The organism is Marinobacter iranensis, assembly GCF_029207565.1.
Taxonomy (GTDB): domain Bacteria; phylum Pseudomonadota; class Gammaproteobacteria; order Pseudomonadales; family Oleiphilaceae; genus Marinobacter; species Marinobacter iranensis.
This window is the reverse complement of the sequence record NZ_JANCMW010000099.1, coordinates 1-278: the sequence shown is the minus strand read 5'-3', so window position 1 is coordinate 278 and position 278 is coordinate 1. Positions and strand designations below refer to the sequence as shown.

Here is a 278-nt window from a genome sequence, read left to right as displayed (position 1 = left end):
GCCCTCGCCGCCGATCCAGAACCTGATCGCCGCGCGGGCCGCGGGGACGATCAACGCGGGCACCACCATCGCCGATGCGGGCGACCTGGTCCGCCAGAACGGCAAGCCGCGCTGGAAGGTCACCGGATCGATCACCTGGGAGAGGGGACCGTTCCAGATCGGCGGCTTCACCCAATATACCAGCGACGTCCTGGACACGAACCTGCTCGATTCGGCCGGCGCCGCCTGGCTGATCGAGGATCGGATGACCTTCAACCTCTATGGCCAGGTCACGGTCG

The 278-nt window shown here is 67.3% G+C and carries 1 protein-coding gene; it reads left to right on the top strand.

Translation table 11 applies throughout. The features are described from left to right. Positions 1-278: hypothetical protein (locus NLU14_RS21600; protein ID WP_275710496.1), on the top strand; the 278-nt coding region annotated here is incomplete at both ends.